Origin of the sequence: Bradyrhizobium sp. HKCCYLS3013 (assembly GCF_051167615.1) — a bacterium.
Lineage (GTDB): Bacteria > Pseudomonadota > Alphaproteobacteria > Rhizobiales > Xanthobacteraceae > Bradyrhizobium.
This window is the reverse complement of sequence record NZ_JBNPTK010000001.1, coordinates 93,115-115,441: the sequence shown is the minus strand read 5'-3', so window position 1 is coordinate 115,441 and position 22,327 is coordinate 93,115. Positions and strand designations below refer to the sequence as shown.

The 22,327-nt window shown below is 63.3% G+C and carries 23 protein-coding genes; 9 read left to right on the top strand and 14 right to left on the bottom strand.

Annotated features, from left to right (window positions below):
- The first annotated feature begins 25 nt into the window (after positions 1 to 25).
- Entirely contained in the window at positions 26 to 1,786 is a 1,761-nt protein-coding gene (locus ACQR1F_RS00505) for an ABC transporter ATP-binding protein/permease (protein ID WP_434912363.1), read from the top strand.
- Positions 1,787 to 1,933: 147 nt separating this feature from the next.
- Here ACQR1F_RS00505 and ACQR1F_RS00500 read toward each other — a convergent pair whose 3' ends face one another.
- The 4 genes from ACQR1F_RS00500 to ACQR1F_RS00485 form a co-directional block, all read right to left on the bottom strand.
- Positions 1,934 to 2,929 carry a TorF family putative porin gene (locus tag ACQR1F_RS00500; protein WP_316179491.1) on the bottom strand — a complete coding sequence of 332 codons (996 nt, stop codon included), beginning with the start codon at positions 2,927 to 2,929 and terminating at the stop codon, positions 1,934 to 1,936.
- A 475-nt stretch (positions 2,930 to 3,404) separates the two neighbouring features.
- Positions 3,405 to 3,848, bottom strand: coding sequence for a hypothetical protein (locus tag ACQR1F_RS00495; RefSeq protein ID WP_434912362.1), 444 nt, complete (start codon positions 3,846 to 3,848; stop codon positions 3,405 to 3,407).
- A 75-nt stretch (positions 3,849 to 3,923) separates the two neighbouring features.
- Positions 3,924 to 5,246, bottom strand: a complete 1,323-nt coding sequence (gene glcF / locus ACQR1F_RS00490; protein WP_434912361.1) for a glycolate oxidase subunit GlcF — start codon at positions 5,244 to 5,246, stop codon at positions 3,924 to 3,926.
- Entirely contained in the window at positions 5,243 to 6,481 is a 1,239-nt protein-coding gene (locus ACQR1F_RS00485) for an FAD-binding protein (RefSeq protein WP_434912360.1), read from the bottom strand. The genes glcF and ACQR1F_RS00485 overlap by 4 nt, the downstream gene beginning before the upstream one ends.
- 421 nt (positions 6,482 to 6,902) lie before the next feature.
- Here ACQR1F_RS00485 and ACQR1F_RS00480 point away from each other — a divergent pair, with 421 nt between their 5' ends.
- Positions 6,903 to 7,241 carry a putative quinol monooxygenase gene (locus ACQR1F_RS00480; RefSeq protein WP_434912359.1) on the top strand — a complete coding sequence of 113 codons (339 nt, stop codon included), beginning with the start codon at positions 6,903 to 6,905 and terminating at the stop codon, positions 7,239 to 7,241.
- Positions 7,242 to 7,556: 315 nt separating this feature from the next.
- Here ACQR1F_RS00480 and ACQR1F_RS00475 read toward each other — a convergent pair whose 3' ends face one another.
- The 5 genes from ACQR1F_RS00475 to ACQR1F_RS00455 all read right to left on the bottom strand — a co-directional run bounded on the left by ACQR1F_RS00475 (position 7,557) and on the right by ACQR1F_RS00455 (position 14,060).
- Positions 7,557 to 9,545 carry an ATP-dependent nuclease gene (locus ACQR1F_RS00475; RefSeq protein ID WP_434912358.1) on the bottom strand — a complete coding sequence of 663 codons (1,989 nt, stop codon included), beginning with the start codon at positions 9,543 to 9,545 and terminating at the stop codon, positions 7,557 to 7,559.
- Positions 9,546 to 9,838: 293 nt separating this feature from the next.
- Entirely contained in the window at positions 9,839 to 10,126 is a 288-nt protein-coding gene (locus ACQR1F_RS00470) for a hypothetical protein (RefSeq protein WP_434912357.1), read from the bottom strand.
- Positions 10,126 to 10,356, bottom strand: a complete 231-nt coding sequence (locus tag ACQR1F_RS00465; RefSeq protein ID WP_434912356.1) for a hypothetical protein — start codon at positions 10,354 to 10,356, stop codon at positions 10,126 to 10,128. Before ACQR1F_RS00465 ends, ACQR1F_RS00470 begins: the two co-directional genes overlap by 1 nt.
- Before the next feature lie 9 nt (positions 10,357 to 10,365).
- Positions 10,366 to 11,280 carry a RelA/SpoT domain-containing protein gene (locus ACQR1F_RS00460; protein WP_434912355.1) on the bottom strand — a complete coding sequence of 305 codons (915 nt, stop codon included), beginning with the start codon at positions 11,278 to 11,280 and terminating at the stop codon, positions 10,366 to 10,368.
- A 1,286-nt stretch (positions 11,281 to 12,566) separates the two neighbouring features.
- Entirely contained in the window at positions 12,567 to 14,060 is a 1,494-nt protein-coding gene (locus ACQR1F_RS00455) for an FAD-linked oxidase C-terminal domain-containing protein (RefSeq protein WP_434912354.1), read from the bottom strand.
- A gap of 208 nt (positions 14,061 to 14,268) precedes the next feature.
- Between ACQR1F_RS00455 and cycA the strand changes: the two genes are divergently transcribed.
- Positions 14,269 to 14,664 carry a cytochrome c-550 CycA gene (gene cycA, locus ACQR1F_RS00450; protein ID WP_315801889.1) on the top strand — a complete coding sequence of 132 codons (396 nt, stop codon included), beginning with the start codon at positions 14,269 to 14,271 and terminating at the stop codon, positions 14,662 to 14,664.
- Between the two features lie 65 nt (positions 14,665 to 14,729).
- Here cycA and ACQR1F_RS00445 read toward each other — a convergent pair whose 3' ends face one another.
- On the bottom strand, positions 14,730 to 15,689 hold the full coding sequence (locus tag ACQR1F_RS00445; protein ID WP_315801888.1) for an alpha/beta fold hydrolase: 960 nt from the start codon (positions 15,687 to 15,689) through the stop codon (positions 14,730 to 14,732).
- A gap of 251 nt (positions 15,690 to 15,940) precedes the next feature.
- On the opposite strand from ACQR1F_RS00445, the gene ACQR1F_RS00440 reads away from it, so the two are divergent.
- Entirely contained in the window at positions 15,941 to 16,123 is a 183-nt protein-coding gene (locus ACQR1F_RS00440; protein WP_015669379.1) for a hypothetical protein, read from the top strand.
- A gap of 20 nt (positions 16,124 to 16,143) precedes the next feature.
- Here the strand turns inward: ACQR1F_RS00440 and ACQR1F_RS00435 are convergent, their stop codons facing one another.
- The 3 genes from ACQR1F_RS00435 to ykgO form a co-directional block, all read right to left on the bottom strand.
- Positions 16,144 to 16,395: a hypothetical protein gene (locus ACQR1F_RS00435; RefSeq protein ID WP_315801887.1), complete on the bottom strand. Its 252-nt coding sequence runs from the start codon at positions 16,393 to 16,395 to the stop codon at positions 16,144 to 16,146.
- Between the two features lie 102 nt (positions 16,396 to 16,497).
- The gene (locus tag ACQR1F_RS00430; RefSeq protein WP_434912353.1) at positions 16,498 to 17,127 is read right to left on the bottom strand and encodes a tetratricopeptide repeat protein; all 630 of its coding nucleotides are present in this window, start codon (positions 17,125 to 17,127) and stop codon (positions 16,498 to 16,500) included.
- Positions 17,128 to 17,231: 104 nt separating this feature from the next.
- A complete protein-coding gene (ykgO, locus tag ACQR1F_RS00425) occupies positions 17,232 to 17,357 on the bottom strand; it encodes a type B 50S ribosomal protein L36 (protein WP_006611362.1) in 126 nt (41 codons plus the stop codon).
- Positions 17,358 to 17,625: 268 nt separating this feature from the next.
- Here ykgO and ACQR1F_RS00420 point away from each other — a divergent pair, with 268 nt between their 5' ends.
- From ACQR1F_RS00420 to ACQR1F_RS00410, 3 genes are all read left to right on the top strand, one after another.
- Positions 17,626 to 18,510, top strand: a complete 885-nt coding sequence (locus ACQR1F_RS00420; RefSeq protein WP_434912352.1) for an amidohydrolase family protein — start codon at positions 17,626 to 17,628, stop codon at positions 18,508 to 18,510.
- Positions 18,511 to 18,600: 90 nt separating this feature from the next.
- Positions 18,601 to 19,347: a haloacid dehalogenase type II gene (locus ACQR1F_RS00415; RefSeq protein ID WP_434912351.1), complete on the top strand. Its 747-nt coding sequence runs from the start codon at positions 18,601 to 18,603 to the stop codon at positions 19,345 to 19,347.
- Positions 19,337 to 19,804 carry a YbaK/EbsC family protein gene (locus ACQR1F_RS00410; protein ID WP_316179519.1) on the top strand — a complete coding sequence of 156 codons (468 nt, stop codon included), beginning with the start codon at positions 19,337 to 19,339 and terminating at the stop codon, positions 19,802 to 19,804. The genes ACQR1F_RS00415 and ACQR1F_RS00410 overlap by 11 nt, the downstream gene beginning before the upstream one ends.
- A gap of 23 nt (positions 19,805 to 19,827) precedes the next feature.
- On the opposite strand, the gene ACQR1F_RS00405 is transcribed toward ACQR1F_RS00410, so the two are convergent.
- Positions 19,828 to 20,736: a LysR family transcriptional regulator gene (locus ACQR1F_RS00405; RefSeq protein WP_315801882.1), complete on the bottom strand. Its 909-nt coding sequence runs from the start codon at positions 20,734 to 20,736 to the stop codon at positions 19,828 to 19,830.
- A gap of 130 nt (positions 20,737 to 20,866) precedes the next feature.
- Here ACQR1F_RS00405 and ACQR1F_RS00400 point away from each other — a divergent pair, with 130 nt between their 5' ends.
- Positions 20,867 to 21,565 (top strand): pirin family protein, encoded by a 699-nt coding sequence (locus tag ACQR1F_RS00400; RefSeq protein ID WP_315801881.1) that lies wholly within the window; start codon positions 20,867 to 20,869, stop codon positions 21,563 to 21,565.
- A gap of 75 nt (positions 21,566 to 21,640) precedes the next feature.
- Positions 21,641 to 22,240 (top strand): NAD(P)H:quinone oxidoreductase, encoded by a 600-nt coding sequence (gene wrbA / locus ACQR1F_RS00395; RefSeq protein WP_315801880.1) that lies wholly within the window; start codon positions 21,641 to 21,643, stop codon positions 22,238 to 22,240.
- Positions 22,241 to 22,327 lie beyond the last annotated feature (87 nt).

Here is a 22,327-nt window from a genome sequence, read left to right as displayed (position 1 = left end):
ACCTTTTCTCAGGAGCAGCCCGTCTGTGAACAATCTGCGCTCGACCGTCGCCACCGTCTGGCGGATCGCCATTCCCTACTTCCGCTCCGAGGACAAGGTCGCCGGCCGCATCCTTCTCGCCGCCGTCATTGCGATCGAGCTGTCGCTGGTTGCGATCCAGGTGCTGGTGAACCAGTGGCAGAACAGGTTCTTCAACGCGCTGCAGCAGTATGATTGGAACAGCTTCATCTGGGAAATCGGCGTGTTCGCCGTACTGGCGACCATCTTCATCATCCTGGCCGTCTACCAGCTCTATCTCAATCAATGGCTGCAGATCCGCTGGCGGCGGTGGATGACCGACGTCTACCTGCGCCGCTGGCTGGACAACGCCACGCACTATCGCATGCAGCTCAAGGGCGACATCGCCGACAACCCGGACCAGCGCATTGCCGACGACGTGCAGCTGTTCGTCGACAAGACACTGAACATCACCATCGGCCTGCTCAGCTCGGTCGTCTCGCTCGCATCGTTCATGGTGGTGCTCTGGGGGCTGTCGACCGATGCCCCGCTGCAGCTGTTCGGCACCAACATCGCGATCCCCGGCTACCTGGTCTGGATCGCGCTGATCTATGCGATCTTCGGGACCCTCCTGACGCATTGGATCGGATCGCCGCTCGTCAATCTCAACTTCGAGCAGCAGCGCTACGAGGCCGACTTCCGCTTCAACCTGGTGCGGGTGCGCGAAAGCTCCGAGCAGATCGCGCTGCTGCGCGGCGAAGGCGCCGAGCAAGGTCAGCTCGGCACCCGCTTCGGCCGGGTCGTCCAGAACTGGTACCAGATCATGAGCCGGACCAAGCGGCTGACGGCCTTCACGGCCGGCTATTCGCAGGCGGCCGTGATCTTTCCCTATGTGCTGGTTGCGCCTGCCTACTTCGCCAAGTCGATCCAGATGGGCGGCATCATGCAGACGGCGTCCGCCTTCTCGACGGTGCAGGGTGCGCTGTCGTTCTTCGTGACGACCTATCGGACGCTCGCCGACTGGCGCTCGACCGTCGCCCGCCTCGACGGCTTCGACATGTCCATCGAGAGCGCCGCCAAGCTCTCGGCCGAGCCGCAGACGATCGATGTCGCCAGCCATGCCGGCGACAGCATCGAGCTCGCCCAGTTGCTGCTGAAGCTGCCGAACGGCCTGCCGCTGATCGCGGCCGACGGCTTCAGCCTCGAGAGCAGCGAACGCACGCTGCTCACCGGGCCGTCCGGCGCCGGCAAGTCGACGCTGTTCCGCGCCATCGCCGGGATCTGGCCGTTCGGCAGCGGCGCGATCCGCGTGCCCGCGCATGCCAAGCTGATGATGCTGCCGCAGCGGCCCTACTTCCCGATCGGCGCGCTCAAGGCGGCGATCGTCTATCCCGCGGCCGCCGATGCGTTCAGTGCCGAGCAGGTCAAGGAGACGCTGGTGGCCGTCGGCCTGCCGCAACTGGCGGACCGGCTGGACGAGGACCAGCACTGGAACCGGATGCTGTCGCTCGGCGAGCAGCAGCGGCTCGGCATCGCCCGCGCGCTGCTGCATGCGCCGCAATATCTGTTCCTCGACGAGGCCACGGCCTCATTGGACGAGCCGAGCGAAGCCCGGCTCTATCGGGTCATCGCCGAGCGGCTGCCGCAGACCACCGTCGTCTCGATCGGCCACCGCTCGACCCTGCACGATTTCCACGACCGCAAGGTCGAGCTGATTCGCGACGGCGACCGGTTCTCGCTGCGGCAAGCCGGACAGGCGGCCGACGCGACCGCGGGTGGAGGCAGCTGAGGCGCGCGCGCCGCGGTGCCCACGCAAGGCGACTAGGAAAGGCGGCAAGACGTCCGAGCGACAGCCGGCCCCCGTCACCAAAAAGCAGAAGGGCGGCAGATTGCTCTGCCGCCCTTCGTGATCAGTCCGATCCGCCTTGGCGGGTGATTACTTCAGATTGCTCATCGCCGTCAGGTCGACCGAGAGCTTGGCGATGCCGGTCGCACCGCACCACTTCGAGCCCAGGCCAGCCGGGTTGATCGGCGTGACGTTGGTGGTGCCGCTGGCGGTGAAGTCGCTGGTGAAGGCGTTGCAATCACCCTTCGACATGTCGGTGTCGGAGTAGCGCAGGTCCAGCGTGAACACCTTGTAGGTGAAGCCGACGCCGATGTTCCAGGTGTTGTAGTCGGCATACTTGATGCCGTTCGGGAAGGCGGGAACGCCGTAGAAGGAGTCCGACGTGCCGAACCACTGACGGCCGAACTCACCCGACACGTACATGCCGACGCCGCTGGAGCCGAAGGTCGTGCTCGGGGCGGTGAACTTGCCGGTGACCGAGGCGTAGTTGCCCCAGGCGCCGGTGTTCAGGAAGTTCGGCGAGTAGAACTCGGTGACGCCGAACGTCCACATGTCGTTCACGGTGTAGTTCATCTTGCCGTAGACTTCGAAGAACGAGACGTCCTTCTTCATCACGTTCAGGTTGGTCAGCGTGTTGGCCTGACACTCGGCGCTCAGCGCCTGACCCGCGAAATCCGTCACGGCGCCGCCGCCGTAGTAGCAGGTGCCGCCCGGATACAGATAGCCCCAGACGCCGATGTCGAAGGCGAACGCGCCGAAGGTCGGGCGGATACCGCCGTAGATGTCGATCTCGGCAGCAGCGCGGTTCGCGAACGAGATGCTCTCGCCGGCGACGCCGACGTAGAGCTGCAGGTCCTTGTTGACGTTGTAGCGCGGCTCGAAATAGGCGGCGACCGACGCCTTGTGGTTCGACTGGGTGACGCCGCGGAACACGTAGTCGTTCATGATCGCCGCGCCGAACGCGATGTCCCACGGCTCGAACGCGACCGGAGGCGGAGCCTTATAGGCCTTGACCGCCATGTCCGCCGCCGAAGCCGATCCCGAAACCATTGCCAGCGCCGTTGCCAGCAAAGCCCACTTTTTCATGACGATCCCCATCACCCTATTTCGAAAAAAGCCTGCCCCACCTTGGCCCCCCAGGGCGCAAACAAGACCGGCTGCGTCATCCAGACGCAATTTGTGCCAGGGTCCCGCCACACGTGAAGCAAAAAAGCGCGGCATCTGCCGCCTTTTTGGGCGATTTGACATTTCTACGGCAGGTAGTCGGCGCGTGTTGCATTTGAACAACAAATCTCCGTGTCCGAAAGCACGCTAGGACGCACAATCGATTGTGCCGGCCCGCTGGAAACGCGGTGCCGCAAGCAAAACGGCGCAGCGCACCGGAGTCGGATTCGCCCGGCCGTAGATCTGCGGGGACGACCGTTCGGACAAACAGGTCCATCGACAACAAGGGGCAGCCAACGCAGACAACGGACGCTGGCAAACGAAAAGGCCGCAGCGCAGCCGCCGCGGCCTCCCGATGTGAATTCGTCCGGCCCTGAGAATGATCCGGTCCGGAGGATCAGTTGCTGGACGCCGTGCCCTCGCCGTCCTCGTGCTCCTCGGGCGCCGCGCTCGGCATCGCCCAGCTGGTCTCAGCAGCCGATTCGGTCTCGTGCATTTCGGGGGTCTCGACCAGCGGAGCCATCTTGGGAGCCCGCTTCTTGGCGGCCTTCTTCTTCGGCGCAGCCGGAGCCTTCGCAGCCGACGCCTTGGCCTTCTTGGCCGCAGCCTTCTTGGCGGGAGCCTTCTTGGCCGCCTTCTTCGCCGCGGCCTTCACGGTCTTCTTCGCCTTCTTGGCCGGCGCCTTGACAGTTTTCTTGGCAGCCTTCTTGGCGGCCTTTTTCGCCGACTTCTTTGCAGCCTTCTTGGCGGACGTCTTCGTCGCCTTCTTGGCGGCCTTGGCCTGCGCCATCAGCTTCTTCTTTTCTTTCTTGTCCTTCTTCGCCTTCTTGTCCTTCGCCATCAGAAACCCTCCAGTTGCCGCCGTTCGATCAGCTCGTCCGGCGGGACGGGCCGGCCATCAGCGCGCGCCCATCCGTCAAATCATTCCTGGCCGCGGACCGCCCGTCGCCCAGTCGAGAAGCTCAACGGTGTGCACGACGGGGACGGAGGTGCCGCTGGCAATCTGCATCATGCAGCCGATATTGCCTGCCGCGATCACATTCGGCTTGACGGTCGCGATGTTGGCGACCTTGCGATCGCGCAGCTTCATCGCGATGTCAGGCTGGAGAATGTTGTAGGTCCCCGCCGAACCGCAACACAAATGACTCTCCGGTATATCTTTCACCACGAATCCGGACTTGGAAAGCAATTCTTTCGGAATGCTCGTGATTTTCTGCCCATGTTGCAGCGAGCAGGCGGAGTGATAGGCCACGACGATGTCGTCGCGCCGAGATGCAGGGACCAGATCGAGACCGGCGAGATACTCGGTGATGTCCTTCGCGATCGCCGACACGGCGGCCGCGGACGCTGCATATTGCGGGTCTTCGCGCAGCATGTGTCCGTAGTCCTTGATGACGGTGCCGCAGCCCGAGGTCGTCACCAGGATGGCGTCGAGACCGCCGCGTTTCGCCTCCGCGGTCCAGGCGTCGACATTGCCGCGCGCCCGCGCCAGCGCGTCGGAATCCTGCCCCATGTGATGGGTCAGCGCACCGCAGCATTGCTCGTCCTTGACCAAGACGACCTCGATGCCGTGCCGGGTCAGGACGTTGATCGCAGCCTGGTTGATGCGCGGCGCCAGGGCCGCCTGTGCGCAGCCCTGCAGCAGCGCGACGCGGCCGCGCCGCGCGCCCTGCGCGGCAAACACGCTGCCATCAGCCGGCCCCGGCGGCGGCAGCGCGGCGGCGGGCGCCAGATCGAGCATCGCCCTGACGCGCCGCAGCAGGCTGGGCGCAGGTGCGCGCGAGGCGGAGGATGCCGGCAGCAGCGCCTTGAACGGCCGGCCGAGCCGCGCCAGGGTCATCGCCAGCCGAAACTCACGCGGCCGCGGCAGCACATAAGCGAGCACGGCGCGCAGCCACCGGTCGGTCAGCGGACGCTCGTAACGCTGCTCGATTCGCACCCGCGCCTGATCGACCAGATGCATGTAGTGGACGCCCGACGGGCAGGTCGTCATGCAGGACAGGCACGACAGGCAGCGGTCGATATGCTTGACCACGTCTGATGTCGGCGCCTGGTCCTTCTCCAGCATCTGCTTGATCAGGTAGATCCGCCCGCGCGGGCTGTCGAGCTCGTCGCCGAGCAGCACGTAGGTCGGACAGGTCGCGGTGCAGAAGCCGCAATGCACGCAGGCGCGCAGGATCTTGTCGGCGACCGCGATGTCGGGATCGGCGAGCTGCGCCAGGGTGAACTCGGTCTTCATGACGCAACGCTCCGACGCAGACGGCCGCGGTTGAGAATGGTCTTGGGATCGAAGGAGACGCGAACGCGCTCCTCCAGCGCGGCGACGCCTGAGGGCTGCGGGTGGAACACGTCGACCGCGAGCCGCATCTCGTCCCACGCGCGCAGCAGGGTCGCGTGGCCGCCGGCGGCCTCGACATGCTTGCGCACCAGCCCCGCCGACGCATCGGGCTGCGGCGGCAGCGCGGCCCAGATCAGGCCCCCGCCCCAGTCATAGATCACCTCGCCGCCGGTCTGGCGCGTCAGGGCCTGCCCGATGGCGCCGCCCGACACCGGCGGACAGACGATCCGCCACACCGTCCAGGCGCCGAGCGGCCCATGGGCGGCGAACGGCAGCACGTCGCGGACGGCGTTCCAGACATCGGTGGAGGCGTCGTCCGCGATGATCTCGGCCGCGCCGAACGCCGCGAGTTGCTTGGCGAGCGACGCCGCCCGATGCGCCGCGGACGCCGTGATGCCCTCCAGCCTGATCACCGTGACCGCCTCGCGCGGCGAGCCGGTCGGGCTCAAGCCCGTGACCTCCGGCCGCAGCGTCGAGGCCGGCAGATGCGCGGCTCCGGAGACGTCGAACGGCGAGCCGAGCGCCGCCGTCATGGCGCGGTTGGCCTTGAGGTCATCGAGCCCGCGCAGCACCAGCGTGCGTTCGGCCTCCGGCCGCGGCATCACCTTCAGGGTCGCCTCGGTCATCACCGCGAGCGTGCCCCAGGAGCCCGCCAGCAGCTTGCAGAGATCGTAGCCGGTGACGTTCTTGACCACCTTGCCGCCGGTCTTGAAGCTCTCGCCGAAGCCGGAGACGGCATGCGCCCCGAGCAGATGGTCGCGCACCCCGCCGGCCCGGACCCGCCGCGGCCCGGCCAGCCCGGCCGCGATCATCCCGCCGAGCGTGCCGCGGCCGGCGGTGCCGAGCAGCGGCCCCGTATCCATCGGCTCGAACGCGAATTGCTGGCTCTTCGAATCGATCAGCGACAGCAGGTCGGCGAGCGGCGCGCCCGCCTGCGCGGTGATGATCAGCTCGTTCGGCTCGTAGGCGACGACCGCGCTCAGCGCCGACAGGTCGAGCACGGCATTCGTGGTGGTGATCTGGCCGATCTGGCGCTTGGAGCCATGGCCGATGACGTCGAGCGGCTGCTCGCTGGCGATCGCGGAACGGACCACCTCCTCCACGTCGGCTGCGTTGCGTACTTTGAGGGCGTCCACCACTGCTGGCCTTGCTGGTTGATGATGACGATGGTCGCGCGCAACGCGCGGCCATCAGTGTTGGAGCCTTTCTAAAGCGTTGCGAGCCGGACACAAGGGCGGCCAGGACTGCGATCCGCATGGCGCCCCGCCGGCTACAGTTCCCTCGCGTGGCGCGCTGGGTGGCCCAACTACGAGCCCGGAAGACAGTGCCCTCCCTCTCCCCGTTCTTACGGGGAGAGGGTCGGGGTGAGGGGCAGCGGCACGGGAAGTGCCGCGTGGTCCCCCCCCGAATTGCATCTCCGATGCAACCCGATCTCTCCCCACCAGCAGCCCGTCAAGCCCCGGCGAAACATCCATCCTTCGTCCACCATCGAAGGATCGGATGCCGAAACCGCGGTATCGATTCCCCTGCACGACATCAACGAAAGGAACGATCGCAATGACCGGATATGCCAACGAGACCAGAACCGTGAGCGAGGCCGTCAGCGGCGGCGGCCTGCTGGTGGTGGCCCAATGGGAGGCCAGGTCCGGCGAGGCCGACCGCGTCGCCGAGATCCTGTCGCGCTTCCTCCCCGAAGCGCAGCGCGAGCCCGGCGCAAAACTGTTCCTGATCTCCCGCGCCAAGGAGAACCCGGCGCAGTTCCTGTTCTACGAGCTGTTCCGCGACGAAGCCGCCTTCAAGGCCCATCAGGAGAGCAATCACTTCAAGACCTACATCGCCGGCCAGGCCCTGCCGCTGCTCGCCCGGCGCGAGCGGATGCAGTACGGGCTGATTTAGGCCCGGCAACCCGTCGAGATCGAAACTGGGTGGAGAGCCGCCCGTCCCTTTCCTGCGATAAAAGGGGTGGGCCGCCTTCAGAAGCCGCTTTTTTAGTGGCAACGCTCGCTGAGCCATTTCAGTAGAATGCACTGCACCGTAATCCCTTAACACGCAACACGGTGAGCCGGAAGCCGCACGATGCGCGGCCTGATCCGGCTGTCGGCATATGGGCAAAACAAAACGCAGGGGGCGGCAGCTAGCCGCGTTTTTTTGTTTGGCAGGGCATATCTCAGTTCGTAGGTTCACGCTGTAGCCGGCTAAAGAAGACAGACCTCAGAAAAGAGCGTTCACGGCTTTGAAAAGAGCCTCGAATCTCCGTAGCGTAGTTGCATCGATCACCGACGGATCGCGAGCAAGTGCAATCGCGGGGAGATAGTGGTTGAACCCCGCAGATGGCCGCAGTTGGATTCCTTTAGACGCCATGTAGCGATCCAGCCGTTCAATGATCCTGTCACCCGCCGGCAGATCAGACTCAGCTATTGCTGTGCCTAAAAGCCCGTCTTTAAAGGCTTCGTTGAAATAGTGAAGGTAGGTCGCTGGCTCGAATAAGTCCTCAGTGTCGCTCGGTTTACCGCTCTTACCGATTGCAGCAAGGTCTCGAAATTGCGAGGCATCTAGAACCGCCTTTGAAGCGATCAACTTTTCACGCATCAAATCGAGCAATTTCTGCTCAGGAGCGCCCCGGTAGTCATGAAACACAGCTATTCTCAATTTATTGGCGTTTAACAGCGCGATGAACGTTACGACCTTGTCCAAACCGCCAGCTGGAACAATCGTAATATCCGGTCGTAGATATGCCTTTCCCTGCGACTCCAATATCGACGATGCCGCCTGCAGATAAACCAAATCGGCCGATCCTTCGACCAGCAAATTGCGCTCTGAAATGAACAGGTTTTGAGCGACGGTCCAGCCAAGAGCAGCCTGAAGCGGAAAGATTGTTCGTTCGTCGGTCCAAGATACATTGTCCGAAATCACCGTGCCGCCCCTCGCTCGATCCTCGACGACTCTGACTTCGTGAAGCCGATCGGAATGCACCATGAACGGCGAATGCGTGCTGTAGATAACTTGATGGCGTTGGGCGAGGTCGTCGATGTAACGCAAGAAATCGCCTTGTGCGAGTGCGTGCAAACTAAGTGCGGGCTCGTCTAATAACAGAATGACCGGCCTCTTCGTGGCGTGGTCGGCTTCCAGTTGATGCTGTACGCTGTCAAACCAAGTGAGGAAACTGAAAAACCAGATGAAGCCTCGGCTGCGTTGTCTGAATGGAGTAGAAACGCCTCTGTGTTTGTTGTTTGAAATGCGGATGTAGAGATTTGGCCCGCTGTTGTATGGCGGCTCATCATTTGGGTCCGGGCGGATTTCGATCTTTACTTGAAGGTCTTCATTCTGTTTCCAGAATTCCATGATTTGGTCGGTGAGTTTGATCGAGACCGATTCGATCCGTGCTATCAGAGCCTCCAGTGGACCCGGATTCGCAAATTGATCTACGGTGATGTTAGCCATTCTTAGCAATGCGAGGATGCCGCGATGTTCCGTCGTGAGCTCGGTTGGCTTTTCCTTGGCTTCCGCAACGCGCCGCGCCAAGTCAGGTAGATTCATCTTGCTCGGCAGGACATCATAGTCACCGAAGTACATAAAAATTGGCAGCCGTTTACGAAGCTCCTGCCAGACTTCGTAGGTTAGTACATTGTTTCGCCAGTTCTCGGGTACCTTTTGGATGCGTGAATTGATAGTCCCTAGCGCAGCTTTGTCCGCATCAGTCAAATTCAAGTTTGCTACCGCAACCGGAATTTCGTGTATCAGCTTTGCTTTCTGAACGGCCGATCGAAAATCCGTACTTAAATTCGCCTGGTTCGCGATAGTCGCAATGGCTGGCGTATCGTCGACGGAAATGAAAATCGTTATATTGTTGTTGTAATAATGTTCTACGGAAAACATGAAATCGTTCGAAAGTTGAGTGTGAAGCGTAGCATTGATTTCCTGAGCATTCTCCGACGAAAGCTGGAATCGCAGTGTCGTGACCATGTCAGGTTTCTCGTCATGGCGACGCTCGTAATCCGTGAGGTTCTTCCTCGGGTAATCCTCGACATAGTCGAATTTCGCGAGGCCAAACACGTCGTCTGATTTCTGTAAACCTTGCAAGAAAACCGTTTTTCCCGCCTCATTCATTCCGACCAAAACCGTGACGTGATCTTCGATCTTCACCTCAGTTGGCGTCTCAATCGACTTCAGAGGGCCAACTTTCGCCGAGATGAGTTTCATGCAATTCCTCCCCAATCCCTACGGTTGTAAAGCTTACATCTAACTCGGCTTTATTGTGAAGGGCTATCCGAGCGACCACCGAACGTTCGACGGCAGCGGCGGCGCCCGGTCTTGACCGGCAGCGACGCCAGCTTGATCGCGCAACACTTGGCGCGGTCGAGGGAGCTTCCGGTGTTGCTCGGCGACATTGCGCAGCTCGGCGTAAAGCGGATCACACAGCATCAGCGAGCCGTGCGAAATGTCAGTAGGTTCCTCATAATTACACTGTCAGCATGAGGAACCGCACGCGATCATCACCGTACGCGTCGGGCCTCCAGCGCTGACAGCAGCGCAAGGCGCACCTCGCGGCAGCGATGCCAGTCGTGATGCGCGATATAGCCCGGCGGATGGCAAGGCTCGTCGCTGCGGTCGAGGACACTGTTTACGGTCCAATATTCGCTGGTAAGGCAGAGCATGCGCATCAGCTCGGGCTCCTTCTGCCTGTAGCCCTCGCTGCGCCGGTCGCGGCGGTGCTCCAGCTCATCGAAGAGATCAAGCGCCACCTCACTGATGTTGCGTTCACGCCGCTGTCGCTGCGGCATCACCAGCCTCCCAGCTTCGGCGGGCGACCAGGGCCGCGCTTGCTCTCGCCGCCATCAAGCACACCAAGCCGACCCAATAGCCGCGCCGTGAGGCTCCGGACGCTGATCTCAAGCGCGAGCAGCGGGTTTGCCTTCCTGCCGCAGTTGCCGGTGTCGATCATGTCGCCATCGACCGCGATCTGCCGGCGCAGGCGCTCGGCTGTATCGTAGGCCGCTGCGGCACAGGTCACGCGCCGACATCACCTCACAGGAGCGAAGATTCTGCGTTGGTGTCCGCTAAGAGCCTGCTTCATCAGTTCGACGAAAATTCGGGTGTCCGCGAAATAGTTAGGATAGGCACGTTCCAAAGCCGCCAGTGAGTCGACCGAAACCAAGACAGCGTCCATTGCCGATCGTCTTTTCACCAGTTCCTCTGCCTCCGAATAACTGGCCGTTGCATTTTCATAATCGTCTCGCTGAAATCCCGTCACAATCAGTTGGTTCGCATTGGTATCTAATTTCATCAAATACCAATGGGCTCGCTCAGTCGTCCGCTTAATGCTTTGCAGCGCGTTTCCAAATGCAACCAATCGGTTCTCGACTTTGAGAACGTAGGAGTGATGATCTAGCTCCTCTATCAATTCGTTACGTTTGGTCGGCGTATCTGGTACCAGCGACGAGCGTTCGCGGAGCGCTATGACCGATCCCATTAAGGCAAAGAAGCGCAACCATTCGTCTGGCCCGGAAGAGGATTTCAGAGCTTCGCCGATAAATGTCCCCACGGTTTCAACAGCTGTTGCCCAGGCGTGCTGATATTGAGACCGCAGTTGCATCTCTATCTTGAGGCCGTTCCACGGTTCTCCAGCCTCTTTGTCGGAAAAAAATCGGTAGATTAGGTGGATGCCGCGATAGCCGGTATTTTTTGGCTCCTCGATGTAATCATTGCACTTGGACAACTTGTGCTTAATTTCACTCTTGTGAAGATAGAAATCTTGCAAAGCCATCACGGCTGACATTGATTTTACGACTGCTCGACATCCTCCGATGTCTTGCATCTGGCTCAGCTTCATCAAAGGTTCGCGGTCAAGCTTCGCGACGATCGACGAAAGCCGTTTAGTCCTCTGCGCAACAATAGGAGCATCATCGAACCTGCGCGCTGCACGGCGCAAATTCATCTGAAAGGTGTTCAGAGGGTATCCGTGAGAGGCCCGCCAATTCCTTAGAACTGGCTCAGCATGGTTCCATAAGGTCCACTCCTCGGCCGTCCATTGCTCATAGTCTCGCTCCGAGTTGAATAGCTTCACCAACTCACGACCGGCGAGGTTTACGTCCTGCGGGGTGTACTTCTTTGTTGCCCAAGCCACGCGTTTAGCCGTGCAAAACGATTCTCGATAATTCTACCATGGATCATATGTCCCAGCCCCGTTGGATCCATAGCCCAAAATTCGCCCACACGCTTAAACGAAACGAGATATTTATGAGTAAATCAAAATAGATAGGCTGAGGCCTCCCCTACCTTCAAACGGGAGAGGTCCAAGGTGATCCCTTGAGCATCCACAATTTCGAACCCGACTGATGCAGGGCTTCGTCCGGGCGTCGGGCAAATCAACTTTGCTGATTTTGCGCGATCTAACTGCACAAGAACGGCCGACCGCAACAGAATCGCTCGCGCGGAAAAGCTCATTTCGCGAGCACTTTCAACGCCGAACGACGACTCCGTTCCAAGCGCCGAAATTTTCCGCTTTCGTTTTTACAGAACTCGTGCATAACTCCGCCCATCCCGCCTCACCGAGAGGGGCGTACGCGCGGTCGTCACGATACGTGGGGTGGGGATGCGGTGGCCGTGTCGGGTCGCAGCGTGGCTTCGGTCATGCCGACGAACGATGTCGACGCGGACGTGAAATCGTGTGGGCCTGGCCTCCCGGTGCTGAGGCCAAGCGGGTCGTGCCCTTTGCGGGGCGGGCCAGCGACGGGGACAAGAACGCCGATCCCCGGGGCGAGCACGTATAAGCGTTAAGACCGCCGCGCAGGGAATGCCGGATGTTCGGCTGAACCTGTGGTACCTGCCGCCTGCATTTTTTTCGCAGGCGGGCCATGGGTGAGGCCTTCACCCGGCATTCCCTGCGCCCTCTCGATTGGTTCGAAGGGCGATGTCAATGGCATCACTCGGGCGGAGCACGCCGCGGGAATGTGAACGTGCGTCTGCGGACGGAGGTGGATGCGATGAGGTCAGCTCTCTCCACGTCATTCCGGGGCGCGCATCGCGCGAGCTACGATGCGCAATTGCGCATCGGAGAATCCATAGCCACAGGCGGATGTTGGTGGAGCGGGATGGAGCGACCCGCCTGCCTCGCATATCGGCCTGTGGTTATGGATTCCGGGTTCGCCCTGCGGGCGCCCCGGAATGACGGCGGAAAGAGCGAGGCGCCACAAGACGATGCCCTGCCCTGCAGCGCCCGCCTCAGAACCGCGGCAGGTCCGGAAACGCCAGCTTGCCGCCATGCACGTGCATGCGGCCGAGCTCAGCGCAGCGGTGCAGGGTCGGAAACACCTTGCCGGGATTGAGCAGACCCAAATGATCGAACGCGCATTTCACGCGCTGCTGCTGGTTGAGGTCGATCTCGGAAAACATCTCCGGCATCAAGTCGCGCTTCTCGATGCCGACGCCGTGCTCGCCGGTCAGGACGCCGCCGAGCTCGACGCAGCAGCGCAGGATGTCGGCGCCGAACGCCTCGGCGCGCTCCATCTCGCCCGGCTTGTTGGCATCGTAGAGGATCAGCGGATGCAGATTGCCGTCGCCGGCGTGGAACACGTTGGCGCAGCCGAGCTGGTACTTCTCCGACAGCTCGCGGATGCGCGCGAGCGCCTTCGGCAGCGCGCCGCGCGGGATGGTGCCATCCATGCAGAGATAGTCCGGCGAGATGCGGCCGACGGCGGGAAACGCCGCCTTGCGGCCGGCCCAGAACAGGTTGCGCTCGGCCTCGGAGGTCGAGATGCGGCAGGTGGTCGAGCCGCAACCGTTCGCGATCGCCTCGACGCGGCCGATCAGCTCGTCGACCTCGACGCCGGGGCCGTCGAGCTCGATGATCAGCAGCGCCTCGACATCGAGCGGATAGCCGGCATGGACGAAGGCCTCGGCGGCGTGGATCGCAGGCTTGTCCATCATCTCCATGCCGCCGGGGATGATGCCGGCGCCGATGATGCGGGCGACGCATTCGCCGGCGGCCTCGACCTCGGCGAAGCCGACCATCAGCGCGCGCGCCGTCTCCGGCTTCTGCAGGATGCGCACGGTGACCTCGGTGACGACGCCGAGCAGGCCTTCCGAGCCGGTGATCAGGCCCATCAGGTCGTAACCGGCGTTCTCGGTGCACTTGCCTCCGATGCGCAACACCTCGCCATTCATCAGCACGATCTCGCAGCCGAGCACGTTGTTGGTGGTCATGCCGTATTTCAGGCAGTGCACGCCGCCGGAATTCTCCGCGACATTGCCGCCGATCGAGCAGGCGATCTGCGACGACGGATCGGGCGCGTAGTAGAAGCCGGCATGCGCCACCGCCTGGCTGATGGCGAGATTGGTGACGCCGGGCTCGGTGACGACGACGCGGTTGTCGAAATCGATCTCGCGGATGCGCTTGAACTTGCCGAGGCCGAGCAGCACGCCGTCGGCCAGCGGCAGCGCGCCGCCGGACAGCGACGTTCCCGAGCCGCGCGGAACCACCTTGATGCCCTGGTCATGGCAATATTTCAGCACCCGCGACACCTGCGCGGTGGTCTCCGGCAGCACCACGACCATCGGCGGCTGGCGGTAGGCCATCAAGCCATCGGACTCGTAAGGCAGCATCTCGGCGGCGCTGTCGATGACGCCTTCGCCCGGCACGATTGCTCGCAGTGCAGCAACGATCTCGCCACGGCGCGCCAGCACCGCTTGATCTGCCTCCGGCATCATGATCGCCATCGCGTTCCTCCGGCCTCGATTTTGCCCCGGCCTATCAATCACAACCGAAACGGTTTGGATAGGCAGCGGATCCGCATCGAAGTTTGCGGCAGAGCAACAAGCTCAGCCATTATGCTGATTTGCCTCAGCGCATCCCCGCTTGTGCCTCGCCTGAGGCCATGCCACAACCTGCGCGCAAACTCGTCTCGTAACCCACAGAGCCTGATCCATGAAGAAAATGACTTTGAGCGCGCTCGTCATCCTCGCCTCGTCGTCGCTGGCGTCTGCCGCGCTGGCGCAGGATGCGGCCGCCGGCAAGACGTCCTTCAACAAGTGCCTGCCCTGCCATTCGATCGGCGAGGGCGCGAAGAACAAGGTCGGCCCGGAGCTGAACGGCCTCGACGGCCGCAAGTCGGGCAGCGCGCCGGACTACAACTATTCGGAAGCCAACAAGAATTCGGGCATTACCTGGAACGAGGCGGTCTTCAAGGAATACATCAAGGATCCGAAGGCCAAGATTCCCGGCACCAAGATGACCTTCGCCGGCATCAAGAACGAGACCGAGATCAACAACCTCTGGGCCTATGTGTCGTCGTTCGACAAGGACGGCAAGCAGAAGCAGTAAGCGGCCGCCGGCCGACCCATCACCTCGCCTGCAAAGCCCCGGCCGACCGCCGGGGCTTTTTTGCATCACGGCGCCACGGCATCGGCCGTGGCGACGGCCGCGACGATGCGGTCGACCTCGCCGGCCACCAGTTCCGGCACCGCGTTCTGGACCATGTGCCCGAGCTCGGGCAGCACGATCAGCCGGCTGTGCGGCACGACCTGGGCGAGCGGGCGGGCATGGATGTCGGTATAGACCGTCCGGTCGGCCTCGCCCGCCACGATCGTGACCGGGACCTTGATCTCGCCATAGCGCGGCGCCTGCTCGATCACGGCCTGCTTCAGGGTGACGAGATCGCGCGCATTGGCGATGAACTCGCGCGGCCGCAGCAGCAGCGGCGTCGCGGTCCGGTCGACGAAATCGTCCGGCATGGCCTGCGGCGCGAACACGCCGCGGGCGCCGGGCGCCATCAGCGCCAGACCGAGCGGCAGCGTGATCGTATGCGCCAGCAATGGCCCGACCACCGGCGTGGTGACGGCCTCGTTGTAGCGCCCGACCCCGCCCCGCCAGGGATACGCGACCGGCGCCAGCATCACGAGGCCCGCGACCCGGTCGGGGAAATCGAGCGCCATGCGCAGGCCGAGCGCGCCACTCCAGGAATGCACCACCAGGACGACCTGGCCGACCCCGAGCCGCGCCAGCGCCTCATCCAGCATGCGGGCCTGAGCGGCGGGCGTGGAATCCTCGGGCCTGAGACGCGGGCTCCAGCCGTGGCCGGGACGGTCGACCAGCAGCACCCGGTGGCGCTGCGCGAGCAGGTCGCCGAGCGGCCTGCGCATCGCCTCGAGGTTCGAGCTGGCGCCGTGGAGCAGCAACAGTGGCGGCTTTTCGCTGTCGCGGGGCCCGATATCCACAAGATTGATCGTCGCACCCTCGACATTGATGGCCTGCCCTTGCGCCGGGTAACGGCGCTCGAGCACCGCCACGCCGGCGCGCGTGAGCATCGCCAGGAGCGCCAAAGTGCCCACCAAGAACATTGAAATCATTGATAGTTTTCTGCCTGTCACAGTGACAGTTACGGTGCAGATCCGCGGGAGTTGCAGATCCGGCCGCGTTGTCTCGTCGTTTCGCCCGGGAATCCTGTCATCACCGCGTCGTCGGCCATTTTATAACCATGGTCGGGACTTTTCCTCGCAATCGGCTGATGGCCGTGAATTACTTCCGGTCGGGTCATTGCGTGATCTGAGCACGATGACCGGCCCTGAGTTTAGTTTGGTGTTTTGGGAGGGGGTTACCGATGAGTGTTCGTTCGAGCGAGACGGCTATCGACGAGATCGTCGCGAGCTGCAATGGCGATCTCCGTGGCGCGCTGAAGGCGCTGCTGCTGGTCAACGAGCACCTCGAGGCCGAGATCGCGCAGCTTTATGCCGCGGCTGCCCAGTACGGCCTGCCGGACCGCCGCAGCACCGCGTTCCACTGAGCGATCCGACCGGGCGACGATCAGTCCTCGGCTGTGATGTCCTTGTTCGGGCAGGCGTTGATCGTGGAGCGCGCGAGCTTGGCGTCGTCCAGCGACTTAAAGGGGCCGGACGCGAACCAGATGTCGCCCATGGTGGGGGTGACGACCGGATTGCTGGTCACGATCTCGCAGCGATTGGTGGCGCGGTTGCCGACCACCCAGAACATGTCTTCGGCCCACGCGGCCGTGGCCGCCGTGATCACCAGCGCTGCCGCCAGCACCGCACGCGTCATTGCGCCTCTCCTGCCGACAAATCTCGATCAAGAGGCACGTGGGGTTGCGCGGTCCCGCCAGCAAGAGCGGCGCTCAGCACATGGTTAACGGCAGGTCCGGCGTCAGATGTCGCGGCCTTCGACCTTTTCGGTCAGCGTCTTGACCAGCTCCGGCACCTTGTCCAGATGCGGATTGACCTCGAGCGCCTTGCGGAACGCATCCAGCGCCCGCTTCTCCTCGCCGAGATCCTGCATGATCATGCCGAGACCTGCGAGCGCGCCGAAGTGCCGCGGCTCACGGAGCAGGACCTGCTGGATGTCGGCCAGCGAGCGGCCGTAATCGTTCTGGAGGTAATAGATCGTCGCGCGACGGTTCCAGGCCTCGACATAATCGGGCCGCAGCTTGATGACCGAATCGAGCAGCTTGAGTGCGACTTCGTTCTGCTTCGCGTCCATCGCCGCCTTGGACCGCGCCATGAGCAGGGCAACGGTATCGCTGGGGGTCTGCAGCCAGATCGCCCAGATCCGCGCCTCGACGTGCTTGGCGCTGATATCGTCCGGCGCGGCCTTCAGGGCGCCGAACAGGAAATCGAGGCCCTTGGTCTTGTCGGCCCCGACCTTGGGCAGCTTGGCGGGCGCCTCGGGCGGCTTCGGCTTGGGAGCCGCACGCGGCTCGCCCTGCGCTTGCGCAAGGTGCGGTATGGAAATGACGACGGCGGCGAGCAGCACCGCCCGGAAAGTTCGCTTTGCCATGCGCGGAGTGTAGACGCAGTCCGCGCGTCCTGCAAAGCAGCACACGCGTCAAACGCCTGTGAGCGGACGGGACTGGCGACCGCGGCCGGATCAGCCTCGTTCGATCAACCCTGGCGGGCCTTGAAGCGGCGCTGGACCTTGTTGATCACGTAGACGCGGCCCTTGCGGCGGACCAGACGGTTGGCACGGTGGCGGCCACGCAGCGACTTCAGCGAGTTACGGACCTTCATGGGACATCCTGATACGTTGAAAGGCCGTGTTGGACAGGCCGGAAGTGGCAAACAGTGAGGTGGCAAATAGAAAAGGAGTTCCGCAAGCGACCAAGCCGCCCGGATTGGCCGGTTTCTAACCACCGGCCCGCCGGATGTCAATCATGGCGGCGCCGGACTTCAACAGAAGCTGCCGGCCAGCAGCCCGCCGATCCAACTTGGCGATTGCCAAATTCGTTATATCCTATAATCAATTTCTCAAAGCCAAGAACCAACCCCGGGAACGCCCATGCCCAAGCTCGCTCTGCCCAAGATCGACGACGTCGTCGCCATCGACATCCATACCCATGCCGAGGAGCCCTGCGGCATGCATGCAGATGACGGCTACGACGATTTCCAGGCCCAGATGGCCGACTACTTCAAGTCGCCGCACAAGCACCCGCCGACGGTGCCGGAGACGGCCGCCTATTATCGCTCGAAGAACATCGCCGCGGTGATCTTCCCGGTCGACGCCGAGCGCGAGACCGGCTTCCGCCGCTACAACAATTACGAGATGCTCGAGGTCGCCTCCGACCATCTCGATGTGCTGATCCCCTTCGTCAGCATCGATCCGCACAAGGGCAAGCTCGGCGTCCGCGAGGCGCGCAAGCTGATCGAGGAGTATGGCGTCCGCGGCTTCAAGTTCCACCCGACCATGCAGGGCTTCTACGCCAACGACCGCCTCGCCTATCCGCTGTACGAGGCGATCAACGACGGCGGCGCGATTGCGCTGTTCCACACCGGCCAGACCGGCGTCGGCTCGGGCATGCCGGGGGGCATGGGGATGCGGCTGAAGTACTCGAACCCGATGTACATGGACGACGTCGCGGTCGATTTCCCCGACCTCAAGATCATCCTCGCCCACCCCTCCTTCCCCTGGCAGGAGGAGGCGCTGTCGGTCGCGACCCACAAGCCGAACGTCTATATCGATCTCTCGGGCTGGTCGCCGAAATACTTCCCGCCGATCCTCGTCCGCTACATCAACTCGATCCTGCAGGACAAGATGCTGTTCGGCTCGGACTGGCCGGTGATCACCCCTGACCGTTGGCTCGCCGATTTCGCCAAGCTCGACATCCGCGACGAGATCCGGCCGAAGGTGTTGAAGGCCAACGCGCGCAGGCTGCTGGGGATCTGACATCGTCCGGTCCGCAAGGATCGTGCTAGTCTACGCAGGCGCGGTGACCCATCAGTCATTGCGCCTGTTCAAGGTGGTCAGGTGAGCGCCATGCCGTTCAAAGCCATCGTCTTCGACGCCTATGGCACGCTGTACGATATCCAGTCAGTGGCGGCGGTCACCGAGCAGGCCTTTCCCGGCCACGGCGACATCATCACCCAGATCTGGCGCATCAAGCAGCTCGAATACACCTGGCTGCGCTCGCTGATGCAGCGCTACGAGGATTTTTCGGTCGTCACCCGCGAGTCGCTGCTCTATGCGCTGCGCGTTCTCGGCCTGCAGGCCGATGCGATCACACGCGATCGCATCATCGCCAAATATCTCGATCTCGATCCCTACCCTGATGCACGCGCCGCGCTCGCCGCGATGAAGGACCGCCGGCTCGCGATCCTCTCCAACGGCAGCCCCGCGATGCTCGACGGCCTGGTCAAGGCCAGCGGCTTCGATGCTATGCTCGATGCGGTCATCAGCGTCGATGCCCACAAGATCTTCAAGCCGAGTCCCGAAGCGTATACGCTGATCGCGGAGACACTTGGACTTGCACCCGCCGAGGTGCTGTTCGTGTCCTCCAATCCCTGGGACGTCTGCGGCGCCAAGGCCTTCGGCCTCAACGTTGCATGGATCGAGCGCGTCACTCCCGAAGCCATGGCGGCCGCCTGCATCAAGACCGATCTCGTGTCCCCGCTCACGATGTTCAAGGCGCTGCGCACCCAGATGGACGAGTTGGGTTTTGCGCCCGATTATCGTATTGCTGCGCTCTCCGAATTGCCTGAGATCGTCAACACGCATGAGCCTTGAATCCGTCCGCGCCTTCTTCGCTGAAAAAGCCCCCGACATCGACGTCCTCGTCTCCAGCCAGAGCTCCGCAACCGTGGCGCTCGCGGCGGAAGCCTATGGCGTGGAGCCGGCCCGCATCGCCAAGACGCTGTCGTTGCGCGTCGGCGAACGCGTCATCCTGATCGTCGCTGCCGGGAACGCCCGCATGGACAACAAGAAGGTCAAGGCGCAGTTCGGCGGCAAGCCGAAGATGCTGGGTCTCGACGAGGTCGCCGACATCACGGGGCACGAGGTCGGCGGCGTCTGCCCGTTCGGGCTGAAGTCGCCGCTGCCGGTATATTGCGATCTGTCGCTGAAGGCCTTCGACATCGTCGTGCCCGCGGCGGGCTCGACCCACAGCGCGGTGAAGATCACGCCGGATCGCATGGCCGAACTGACAGAAGCGGCATGGGTCGACGTCTGCGAGGTGCAGTCCTGATCGGCTGAGATCGGCGGGCGCGCTCATCGCTTCTTCGCCTTCGCCAGCTCCTTCACCAGAAACTCCGTCAGCACCTCGACCCGCGCGGGGCGCGGGCCGCCGGGCGGCATCACCAGGTGCATCGCGCCTTCCGGCTGGCTCCAGCCCTTCAGCACCACCTCGACCTCGCCCGACGCGATCGCGTCGCCCACGATGAAATCCGGCAGGTCTGCGATGCCGAGCCCGGCGCGCACCGCCGGCAACAGCGCCTCGCCATTGTTGACGCGCAGCTGTCCCGCCGGCCGCACGCTGGCCTGCTCGCCGGCCGCATTTGTGTAGTGCCAGACGCCAGCGGTGGAGAGATAGGCGTAGCCGAAGCACTTGTGCTCGGCGAGATGCATCGGGTGCGTCGGCCGGCCGTGGCGCTTCAGATAGGACGGCGCCGCCACCGTGTAGCGCGGCATGGCGCAGAGCCGGCGCGCGAGCAGCGAGGAGTCCGGCAGCCGCGCGATGCGCAGTGCGAGATCGAAACCTTCGCCGATCAAATCGACGGTGGCGTCGCTCATGTGGAGGTCGATCGAGACCTCCGGATATTGCTCCAGGAACGCCGGCAGCAGCGGCGCGATCTTCTTGACGCCGAACGTCATCGGCACCGCGAAGCGCACCAGGCCGCGCGGCGTCAGTGACTGCGCGAGCGCCTCGGTCTCCGCCGCCTCGCCATCGGCGAGCAGCTGCGCGGCGCGCTCGGACAGCCGCTGACCGGCATCCGTCAGCGCCAGGCGCCGCGAGGTGCGGTTGAACAGCCGCGTGCCTAGACGCTCCTCCAGCCGGCTCACCGCCTTGGAGACGGAGGCCTTGGAGAGGCTCAGCTCCTGCGCGGCGCCGGCGAAGGAGCGCAGCTCGACGACCTTGGCGAAGATCGCCATCGCCTCGAAATCCGGAAGTCGCGCCATTCCTTCAAATCTCTCTTTTGGAAACAATAGGTTTCAATAGTTTCTATTTCCATACTCCGATCGCCGCCTTATTCCAATGCCCAACGGCACGGCGGCACCGGCCGACCGTTGCAACCACAGGAGCAGACCCATGATCGAACTGAAGCCCTTTGCGGCGCTGGGCGGCGCCGACCACGGCTGGCTCAAGGCCAAGCACCATTTCTCGTTCGCGAGCTACTACGACCCCAGCAACATGGGCCACGGCGCCCTGCGCGTCTGGAACGATGACGAGATCGCACCGAACACCGGCTTCCCCGCGCATCCCCATCGCAACATGGAGATCATCACCTATGTCCGCGAGGGCGCGATCACCCATCAGGACAGCCTCGGCAACAAGGGCCGCACCGAGGCCGGCGACGTCCAGGTGATGAGTGCGGGCAGCGGCATCCGCCATTCCGAGTACAATCTGGAGCCGACCACGACGCGGATCTTCCAGATCTGGATCGAGCCGACCACCGATGGCGGCCAGCCGACCTGGGGCGCCAAGCCGTTCCCGAAGTCCGATCGCTCCGGCAAGCTGGTGACGCTCGCGAGCGGCTTCGCAGATGACGGCGACGCGTTGCCGATCCGCGCCAAGGCACGCGTACTCGGCACCACGCTGAAGGCCGGCGAGACCGCCGAGTACGATGCCGACAAGGCCCGGCATATCTATCTCGTGCCTGCCGCCGGAAGCGTCGAAGTGAACGGCGTCCGCGTCAACGCTCGTGACGGCGCCGCCATCCGCGACGAGGCCACGCTGAAGATCACGGCGCTCGAAGATTCCGAACTGGTGCTGGTCGACGCCGCTTAAGTCTGTTTCGCGATCCCGGTCGGCTCTCCGGCCGGGACGCCCTCCCCGATCACTCGCATTCCCACGGAGACTTCCATGACCAAGGTTCTCGTTCTCTACTATTCCGCCTACGGCCACATCGAAGCGATGGCCAACGCCGTCGCCGAAGGCGCCCGCGAAGCCGGCGCCGCCGTCGACATCAAGCGCGTGCCGGAGCTCGTGCCCGCCGACGTCGCCAAGGCCTCGCACTACAAGCTCGACCAGGCCGCACCGATCGCCAAGGTCGAGGAGCTCGCCAACTATGACGCCATCATCGTCGGCACCGGCACCCGCTTCGGTCGCATGGCCTCGCAGATGGCCAACTTCCTCGACCAGGCCGGCGGCCTCTGGGCCAAGGGCGCGCTGAACGGCAAGGTCGGCGGCGCCTTCACCTCGACCGCGACCCAGCATGGCGGCCAGGAGGTCACGCTGTTCTCGATCATCACCAACCTCTTGCATTTCGGCATGACCATCGTCGGCCTCAACTACGGCTTCGCCGGCCAGATGAAGCTCGACGAGATCACCGGCGGCTCGCCCTATGGCGCGACCACCATCACTGGCGGCGACGGCAGCCGGCTGCCGAGCGAGAACGAGCTGGCGGGGGCGCGCTATCAAGGGCGCGTGATCGCCGAGACCGCAAAGAAGCTGCATGGCTGACGCGACTGGGGCGGCACTTCCGTCACCGAAGCGCCGCCCCATCTCGTCGGAAGAAAGTGAGGGAGTCCGCAATGCCCGCCATGCTCG